This window comes from Streptomyces flavofungini (assembly GCF_041028215.1).
Classification (GTDB): Bacteria; Actinomycetota; Actinomycetes; order Streptomycetales; family Streptomycetaceae; genus Streptomyces; species Streptomyces flavofungini_B.
This window is the reverse complement of sequence record NZ_JASKYR010000219.1, coordinates 1-10,412: the sequence shown is the minus strand read 5'-3', so window position 1 is coordinate 10,412 and position 10,412 is coordinate 1. Positions and strand designations below refer to the sequence as shown.

1 protein-coding gene is annotated in these 10,412 nt (G+C 72.0%); it reads left to right on the top strand.

Annotated features, from left to right (window positions below):
• Window positions 1-10,412, top strand: a 10,412-nt coding sequence (locus tag AB8Z36_RS17100) for an SDR family NAD(P)-dependent oxidoreductase (RefSeq protein ID WP_440581935.1), incomplete at both ends; no start/stop codon positions are given.

Sequence of the window (10,412 nt, the reverse complement as noted above, 5' to 3'; positions counted from 1 at the left end):
TACGGGTGGTCTGGGCCGGGTGGTGGCGCGCCATCTGGTGGTGGAGCACGGGGTTCGTGAGCTGCTGCTTGTGAGTCGGCGTGGTTCGGCTGCCGAGGGGGTTCGGGAGCTGGTCGCGGAGTTGTCGGAGGCCGGGGCTCGGGTTTCGGTGGAGGCCTGTGATGTGGCGGACCGGGATGCGGTCGGTGAGCTTCTGTCGCGGTATGCGGTGGGTGCGGTGGTGCATTCGGCGGGTGTGCTGGATGACGGCACTGTCGAGTCGCTGACGCCCGAGCGGTTGGCGGGTGTGCTGCGGGCCAAGGTGGACGCGGCGTGGAACCTGCACGAGGCGACCAAGGACCTCGACCTCGGCGCCTTCGTCCTCTTCTCCTCGATGTCCGGCATCCTCGGCGGCCCCGGGCAGGCCAACTACGCCGCGGGCAACACCTTCCTGGACGCCCTGGCCCGCCACCGCCGCTCCCTCGGCCTGCCCGCCGTGTCGCTGGCATGGGGGCCCTGGACCCAGGAAGCCGGAATGATCGGCACCCTGTCCGACACGGACGTACGCCGCATCGCCCGGGCCGGAATGCCCGAGCTGGACGCCGAGCAGGGCACGGCGCTGTTCGACGCGGCCCTCGCCTCCGGCGAGACGAACGTCCTTCCCGTGCGCCTCGATCTGACCGCGCTGCGCGAGCAGGGCGAACCGCACCCGATGATGCGCGGTCTCGTCCGTGTGCGCAGGCGTCGTTCGGCGGCCGGTGGCTCGGCGGCGACGGCGGGTCTGGTGCAGCGCCTGGAAGCACTGGGCGCCGACGAGCGGCGCGAGGTGCTGCTCGACCTGGTGCGCGGCCAGATCGCGGTGGTGCTCGGTCACGCGGGGGCACAGACGGTCGACCCGGCGCGCGCCTTCCAGGACCTGGGCTTCGACTCACTGACGGCGGTGGAGCTGCGCAACCGCCTGGGCAAGGCCACGGGCCTGCGCCTGTCCGCGACGGTCGTCTTCGACTACCCGACGGCCCACGCGCTGGTGGGATACCTGCTGGACGAGCTGTTCGGAGCGGCGGAGCCCGAGGCCGTGGTGCCGGTGGCGGCGCTGCCCTCGATCGCGGACGACCCGGTCGTCATCGTCGGCATGGCGTGCCGCTATCCGGGCGGCGTGGCCTCGCCCGAGGACCTGTGGCACGTGGTCTCCGAGGGAGTCGACGCCGTCACGGAGTTCCCCGCGAACCGTGGCTGGGACATCGACACCCTCTACAACCCCGACCGCGACGCCTCCGGCACCACGTACACCAAGGCCGGTGGCTTCCTGCACGAGGCAGGCGCCTTCGACCCGGAGTTCTTCGGGATGAGTCCGCGTGAGGCGGTGGCCACGGACGCGCAGCAGCGGTTGCTGCTTGAGACGACGTGGGAGGCCATCGAGCGGTCCGGGATCGACCCGGTGTCGCTGCGCGGCAGCCAGACCGGTGTCTTCGCGGGCGTCATGTACAACGACTACGGCAACATGCTCGCCGACGAGCAGTACGAGGGCTTCCGCAGCAACGGCAGCGCGCCCAGCATCGCGTCGGGCCGGGTGTCGTACACGTTCGGGTTCGAGGGCCCGGCGGTGACGGTGGACACGGCGTGCTCGTCGTCCCTGGTGGCCCTGCACTGGGCGGCGCAGGCGTTGCGTTCGGGTGAGTGCTCGTTGGCGGTCGCTGGTGGTGTGACGGTGATGTCGACGCCGACGACGTTTGTGGAGTTCTCGCGGCAGGGTGGGTTGTCGGCGGATGGCCGGTGCCGTTCGTTCGCGGATGCGGCCGATGGTGTGGGCTGGTCCGAGGGTGTGGGCATGGTGGTGCTTGAGCGTCTGTCGGACGCGCGCCGCAAGGGTCACCGGGTGTTGGCGGTGGTGCGGGGTTCGGCGGTCAATCAGGACGGTGCGTCCAATGGCCTGACCGCCCCGAACGGTCCCTCGCAGCAGCGGGTGATCCGTCAGGCACTCGCCAGTGGCGGTCTGTCGGCGGCGGATGTGGATGTCGTCGAGGCACACGGTACGGGTACGACTCTGGGCGACCCGATCGAGGCGCAGGCGCTGCTCGCCACCTACGGCCAGGGCCGCGACTGGGAGAAGCCGCTCCTGCTCGGCTCGATCAAGTCCAACATCGGTCACACGCAGGCCGCGGCGGGCGTCGCGGGTGTGATCAAGATGGTGATGGCGATGCGGCACGGGATGCTGCCGCGCACCCTGCACGTCGACGCGCCGTCCTCGCACGTGGACTGGTCGGACGGCGCGGTGGAGCTGCTGACCGGCGAGCAGGAGTGGCCGGGGGAGGAGCGCGTGCGTCGGGCGGGTGTGTCCTCGTTCGGCATCAGCGGCACCAACGCCCACGTCATCCTGGAACAGCCCGAACCGGCAGCCGAGGTGGAGACCGGCGGTGAGGGCATCGCCTCGCTGGCCCCGGGCATCGTGCCGATGGTGCTGGCAGGGCGTACGGAGGAGGCACTGCGCGCCCAGGCCGCGCGGCTCCTCGCCCGCATCGAGGCCGATCCGGCGCTGCGCGCGGTCGACCTGGGCCTCTCCCTCGCCACCCAGCGTTCGCTCTTCGACCACCGGGCCGTGGTCCTGGCGGACGGCTGGGACACCGCCGTCCGCGGTCTGGCCGCCGTGTGCGTGGGCGAGCCGGACCCGGCCGCGATCGTCGGCGAGAACGAGGCCGGTCGGACGGCGTACCTGTTCTCGGGCCAGGGCTCGCAACGCCTTGGCATGGGGCGTGAGCTCTACGCACGTTTCCCGGTGTTCGCGGAGTCGTTCGACGCGGTGTGCGCTGCTTTGGACGGGCTTTTGGAGCGTCCGCTGCGTGAGGTGGTGTGGGGCGACGATGAGGCTGTGCTGAACGGCACCGCGTATGCGCAGGCGGGGTTGTTCGCCGTAGAGGTGGCGCTGTTCCGTCTGGTGGAGTCGTGGGGTGTGCGGCCGGAGTTCGTGGCCGGTCATTCGATAGGTGAGGTGGCGGCGGCGCATGTGGCCGGGGTCTTCTCACTCACCGATGCGTGTGCTCTGGTAGCGGCGCGTGGTCGTTTGATGCAGGCGCTGCCAGCGGGCGGTGCGATGGTGGCGGTGGAGGCCACCGAGGCGGAGGTTCTTGAGCACTTGGGTCCGGTCGAGGGTGAGGTGTCGATCGCCGCGATCAATGGCCCGTCCTCGGTGGTGGTTTCGGGTGCCGAGGGTCCTGTGGAGGCGGTGGCGGAGGTCTTCCGCGCCCAGGGGCGTCGTATGTCCCGGCTCCGGGTCTCGCACGCGTTCCACTCGCCGCTGATGGAGCCGATGCTGGCGGAGTTCCGCGAGGTGGTGGCGGGTCTGTCGTTCGGTGAGCCGAAGCTGCCGGTGGTCTCGAATGTGACCGGACAGCTCGCCGAGGCGGGTACGTTGACCTCCCCGGATTACTGGGTGAGCCATGTCCGTCAGGCTGTCCGCTTCGACGACGGTGTGCGCGCCCTGGTGGAGCAGGGTGTGTCACGGTTCGTGGAGCTTGGCCCGGACGGTGTGCTGAGTGCCATGGCACGGGAGAGCGCGGGTGAGGACGCGGTCCTGGTGCCGCTGCTGCGCAAGGACCGCGAGGAAGTCACCACCGTCCTGACCGCGCTGGCCGAGCTGCACGTGTGCGGCGTCGCCGCCGACTGGGGCACTGTCCTCGACGGTACGGGCGGCCGGGCGGTGGATTTGCCGACGTACGCCTTCCAGCACGAGTACTTCTGGCCGACGGGCACCGTCACCGGCAGTGGTGACATCCGGCTGGCCGGTCTCGGCGCTGCCGGGCACCCCCTGCTGGGCGCGGCCGTGGAACTGGCCGGTGGCGACGGCCTGGTGTTCACCGGCCGCCTGTCGACGCAGTCCCACCCGTGGCTGGCCGATCACGTCGTGCGGGGTGCCGTACTGGTGCCGGGCACGGCCCTGCTCGAACTCGCCGTACGGGCCGCCGACGAGGTCGGCTGCGACGCGGTCGAGGAACTGACCCTGCCCACGCCGCTGGTGCTCCCCGAGCGCGGTGCCGTGCGCATCCAGGTGAGCATCGGTGAGCCGGACGAGGCCGGTCGCCGCACGGTGACCGTCCACTCCCGCGAGGACGCGGGCGACGAGCGGCAGCCGTGGAGCCTGCACGCCCAGGGCGTACTGGCCCCGGACGCGGTGGCCCCGGAGTTCGACGCCTCGGTGTGGCCGCCGCGTGACGCGGCGCCGGTCGAGGTGAGCGACTGCTACGAGCGGCTCGCCGAGGCCGGTCTGCGCTACGGCCCCGTCTTCCAGGGCCTGCGCGCCGCCTGGCGGCGCGGCGACGAGGTGTTCGCCGAGGTCGCGCTCGGCGAGGACGTCGACGGTACGGCGTACGGGCTGCACCCGGCGCTCTTCGACGCGGCCCTGCACGCCTCGTTCGCCTTCGGCGACGACGACGCCCCGGGTGGTGTGCCGTTCGTCTGGGAGGGCGTGTCGCTGCACGCGTCCGGCGCGTCGGTGCTGCGGGTCCGGCTTGCCAGGACCGGCGACGACACCCTGGCCGTGCACATGGCCGACCCGGCCGGGGCGCCCGTCGCCTCCGTCGAGGCCCTGACGGTGCGCGCGGCCTCCGTGGGTGTACGAGCCGACGACGCCTCCCGGTCGCTGTACCGCACGGAGTGGGTCCCGGCCCGGGGCGCCGACAGCGGCGCCGTCGAGGGTCCGGTGGGCGTCCTCGGCGCGATCGGGGGCATGCGGCTCGCTGACGCGCCGGAAGGCGGGTTCGTGCCGTTCGCGGACCTCGCGGAGCTGACCGGTGCCGGTGAGGTGCCGAGGGTGGTACTGGTCGACGCCGCCGCGTCCGCCGAGGACACCGGCGTGGCCGTCGCCGCGCATCGCGCCGCCGCGCGGGCCCTGGAACTGGTGCGTGCCTGGCTGGCGGAGGAGCGGTTCGCCGATGCGCGCCTGGTGTTCGTCGTGCGCGGCACCGAGGACACCGACGGCCTGACCGCGGCTCCTGTACGGGGCCTGCTGCGCTCGGTGTCCCTGGAACACCCGGGCCGCTTCGGACTCCTCGACATCAAGAATGGGACCGGCGAGAACGAGACCGGCGAGAACGGGATCGTCGACGACGCGGCCCGCACCGGAGCGCTGCTCGCCGCCCTCTCCATGGAGGAGACGGAAACCGGCGTACACGATGGTGAGGTGCGGGTACCGCGACTGACCCGGACCACTCCGGCCGACGGCACGGAGAGCCCGGGGACCGGCGCCCTCCTGTCGGACCCCGACGGCGGCACCGTACTGGTGACCGGCGGCACGGGCGGTCTGGGCCGGATCATGGCCAGGCACCTGATCGAGGAACACGGGATACGGGATCTGCTCCTGGTGAGCCGGCGCGGTCCGGCCGCCGAGGGCATCGACGCCGTGACGGCCGAACTGACCGGCCTGGGCGCCCGGGTCTCGGTCGCGGCGTGCGACCTGGCCGACCGTACGGCCGTGGACGCCCTGCTCGCCGGAGTGCCCGCCGACAGCCCGGTGCGGGCGGTCGTGCACGCGGCCGGTGTCCTGGACGACGGCATGGCCGAGTCCTTCACGGCGGAGCGGCTGGCGGGCGTGCTGCGTCCGAAGGTGGACGCGGCGTGGAACCTGCACGAGGCGACCAGGGACCTCGGCCTCGGTCTCGAAGCCTTCGTCCTCTTCTCCTCGGTCGCGGGGACCTTCGGCAGCGCGGGCCAGGGCGCCTACGCGGCGGGCAACGCCTTCCTGGACGCCCTCGTCGAGCACCGCCGGGCCCTCGGCCTGCCCGCAGTCTCCCTGGCATGGGGCCCGTGGGCGCAGGACGCGGGGATGACGGAGGGCCTCTCGGACACGGACCGGCGGCGTATCGCCCGGTCCGGGCTGCCCGCCGTCTCGGCTGGGCAGGGCACGGCGCTGTTCGACGCGGCCCTCGCCTCCGGCGAACCGGTCGTCCTGCCCGTCCGCCTCGACCTGGCCGCGCTGCGCGGTCAGGAGGACGTCCCGCACCTGCTGCGCGGCCTCGTCCGGACCCGCAGGCGCCGTTCGGCGGCCGGGGGATCGGCGGCGACGGCCGGTCTCGTACAGCGCCTTGAGGGCCTGGGCGAGACCGAGCGCCGCGAGATCATGCTCGACCTGGTGCGCGGCCAGATCGCGGTGGTGCTCGGCCACTCCGGTGCCCAGACCGTGGACCCCGAGAAGGCCTTCCAGGACCTGGGCTTCGACTCGCTGACAGCGGTGGAGCTGCGCAACAAGCTGGGCAGGGCGACGGGCCTGCGGCTGCCCGCGACGCTAGTCTTCGACTACCCGACCGCCGCCCTTCTGGCGGGCCATCTGCTCGACGGTGTCCTCGGCGCCGAGGCAGAGGCGGCGACGGCGGCTGTGGTGCCGGTGGCGGCGCTGCCGTCGGTGGCGGATGATCCGGTGGTCATCGTCGGGATGGCGTGCCGGTATCCGGGTGGTGTGGCTTCGCCGGAGAATTTGTGGCGGGTCGTGTCGGAGGGTGTGGACGCGGTCTCGGAGTTCCCGTCGGATCGTGGCTGGGATGTGGAGGCGCTGTACAACCCGGATCGTGGGGTGCCGGGCACGACGTATACGCGCTCGGGCGGCTTCTTGCACGAGGCCTCGGAGTTCGACCCGGAGTTCTTCGGGATGAGTCCGCGTGAGGCGGTGGCCACGGACGCGCAGCAGCGGTTGCTGCTTGAGACGACGTGGGAGGCCATCGAGCGGTCCGGGATCGACCCGGTGTCGCTGCGCGGCAGCCAGACCGGCGTCTTCGCGGGCGTCATGTACCACGACTACGCCAACCTGCTGGCCGGTCCCGAGTTCGAGGGCTACCAGGGCAGTGGCAGTGCCGGAAGCATCGCGTCGGGCCGGGTGTCGTACACGTTCGGGTTCGAGGGCCCGGCGGTGACGGTGGACACGGCGTGCTCGTCGTCGTTGGTGGCCTTGCACTGGGCGGCGCAGGCGTTGCGTTCGGGTGAGTGCTCGTTGGCGGTCGCTGGTGGTGTGACGGTGATGTCGACGCCGACGACGTTTGTGGAGTTCTCGCGGCAGGGTGGGTTGTCGGCGGATGGCCGGTGCCGTTCGTTCGCGGATGCGGCCGATGGTGTGGGCTGGTCCGAGGGTGTGGGCATGGTGGTGCTTGAGCGTCTGTCGGACGCGCGCCGCAAGGGTCACCGGGTGTTGGCGGTGGTGCGGGGTTCGGCGGTCAATCAGGATGGTGCGTCCAATGGCCTGACCGCCCCGAACGGTCCCTCGCAGCAGCGGGTGATCCGTCAGGCGCTGGCCAGTGGCGGTCTGTCGGCGGCGGATGTGGATGTCGTCGAGGCGCACGGTACGGGTACGACTCTGGGCGACCCGATCGAGGCGCAGGCGCTGCTCGCCACCTACGGCCAGGGCCGCGACGAGGACCGGCCGCTGCTGCTCGGCTCGGTCAAGTCCAACATAGGTCATACGCAGGCGGCCGCCGGTGTCGCGGGTGTGATCAAGATGGTGATGGCGATGCGGGAGGGTGTGCTGCCGCGCACTCTGCACGTCGATACGCCGTCCTCGCACGTGGACTGGTCGGCGGGAGCCGTGGAACTGCTGATTGGCGAACAGAGCTGGGAAGGTGAGGAGCGCGTACGCCGGGCGGGTGTGTCCTCGTTCGGCATCAGCGGCACCAACGCGCACGTCATCCTTGAGCAGCCTGAACCGCTCGCCGACTCTGCGAGCGGTGACAAGGGGGATGTGTCCCTGGAGCCGGGTGTTGTGCCGTGGGTGCTGTCCGGGCGTTCGGAGGAGGCGCTGCGGGCGCAGGCCGGGCGGCTGCGGGAGTTCCTGGCGTCCGGCTCGGCGTCGGTGACCGCTGTGGATGTGGCGTTCTCGCTGGCGACACAGCGCTCCCTGTTCGATCACCGTGCGGTCGTGCTGGACGAGGACCGGGACGCGGCGCTGGCCGCACTGGCGACAGGTCAGCCCGACGCCGGAGTCATCGAGGGCGTAGCAACGGGGACGGGTCGCGTGGCCTTCCTGTTCTCGGGTCAGGGCTCGCAGCGGCCTGGCATGGGGCGTGAGCTGTACGCACGTTTCCCGGTGTTCGCGGAGTCGTTCGACGCGGTGTGCGTGGCGCTCGATGGGCGTTTGGAGCGTCCGCTGCGTGAGGTGGTGTGGGGTGAGGACGCCGAGCTGCTGAATCAGACGGTGTACGCGCAGGCGGGGTTGTTCGCCGTAGAGGTGGCGCTGTTCCGTCTGGTGCAGTCATGGGGTGTGCGGCCGGAGTTCGTGGCCGGTCATTCGATCGGTGAGGTGGCGGCGGCGCATGTGGCCGGGGTCTTCTCGCTGGGCGATGCGTGTGCTCTGGTGGCCGCGCGTGGTCGTTTGATGCAGGCGCTGCCAGCGGGCGGTGCGATGGTGGCGCTGGAGGCCACCGAGGCGGAGGTTCTTGAGCACTTGGGTCCGGTCGAGGGTGAGGTGTCGATCGCCGCGATCAATGGCCCGTCCTCGGTGGTGGTTTCGGGTGCCGAGGGTCCTGTGGAGGCGGTGGCGGAGRCCTTCCGCGCCCAGGGGCGTCGTATGTCCCGGCTCCGGGTCTCGCACGCGTTCCACTCGCCGCTGATGGAGCCGATGCTGGCGGAGTTCCGCGAGGTGGTGGCGGGTCTGTCGTTCGGTGAGCCGAAGCTGCCGGTGGTCTCCAATGTGACCGGACAGCTCGCCGAGGCGGGTACGTTGACCTCCCCGGATTACTGGGTGAGCCATGTCCGTCAGGCCGTCCGCTTCGACGACGGTGTGCGCGCCCTGGTGGAGCAGGGTGTGTCACGGTTCGTGGAGCTTGGCCCGGACGGTGTGCTGAGTGCCATGGCACGCGAGAGCGCGGGTGAGGACGCGGTCCTGGTGCCGCTGCTGCGCAAGGACCGCGCCGAGGAGAGCACCGCACTGGCCGCGCTCGGCCGACTCCACACCACCGGCGTGACCGTGGACTGGACCGCCGTCCTCGACGGCACCGGCGCCCGGCTCACCGACCTGCCGACGTACGCCTTCCAGCACGAGCGCTACTGGCCCGTGCCCACCCTGTCGGCCGCCGGGGACGTCGAGTCGGCGGGCCTGCGCGCCGCCGGACACCCCCTGCTCAGCGCCGCCGTCGAACTCTCCGACTCCGGCGGCCTGCTGCTCACCACCCGTCTCTCGCTGCGCAGCCACCCCTGGCTCGCCGAACACGTCGTCATGGGCGACGCACTGCTGCCCGGCACCGCATTCGTGGAACTCGCCGTCAGGGCCGGAGACGAGGTCGGCTGCGACCGCGTCGAGGAACTCACCCTCGCCGCCCCGCTCGTCGTACCCGAGCAGGGCGGCATCCAGCTCCACCTGCACGTGGGCCCGGCCGACGCCACGGGCCGCCGTACACTCACCGCCCGCTCCCGTCCCGAGGGCGCCGAGGGCATGCCCTGGACCGAGCACGCCACCGGTGTCCTCGCCCCCGGGGAGCGCACCGCAGACTTCGACACGACCGTCTGGCCGCCCGCCGACGCCGAACCGCTCGACCTCACCGGCCTCTACGAGCGGATGGCCGACGGCGGCTACCGCTACGGCCCGCTCTTCCAGGGCCTGCGCGCGGCCTGGCGGCGCGGCGACGAGGTCTTCGCCGAAGTCGCCCTGCCCGAGGGCACCGAGCGCGAGGCCGCCGGTTACGGACTGCACCCGGCGCTGCTCGACGCCTCCCTGCACATCTCCGCCCTCGGCGGCCTCGCCAGGGGTGTGGTGCCGTTCTCCTGGGAAGGGGTGTGCCTGCACGCCTCCGGCGCCCAGTCGGTCCGCGTCCGGATGACCCGGACCGGCGACGAGTCCGCCGCCGTCGCGGTCGTCGACCCCACCGGAGCCCCGGTCGCCAGCGTCGAGAACCTGGTGCTGCGCGCCGTCGCCAACGGAGCGGCCGGTGCGGACGCCGCGACCCGTGACGCGCTGTTCCAGGTGGAGTGGGTCGCCGCTCCGGCCGCCGAGGACGCCGCGGGCATCGGCCCGGTCGGTGTGCTGGGCGGGCTCGCGGGCCTGTCGGGCGAGCGGTTCGTGGCGTTCGCCGACCTCGGGGAGCTGGCTGCTGCTGGTGAGGTCCCGGGGACGGTGCTGGTCGACGCTGCCGTACCCACGGCGGGCGTCGATGTGGCGGCTTCCGTGCACGTTGCCGCCGCGCGAGCGCTGGAGCTGGTGCGTGCGTGGCTGGCGGATGAGGCGTTCGCCGACTCCCGGCTGACGTTCGTGACGTCGGGTGCCGTGGAGGGAACGGACCTGGCCGGGGCGTCGGTATGGGGTCTGGTGCGGTCGGCGGTGTCCGAGCATCCGGGTCGTTTCGGGCTGCTGGATGTGCCGGGTGCGGTGGATGCCGATGTGGTGCTCGGTGCGCTTGCGGTGGATGAGCCGGAGGCCGTCATCGGTGACGGTGATGGTGGTGTGCGGGTGCCTCGGCTTGCTCGGG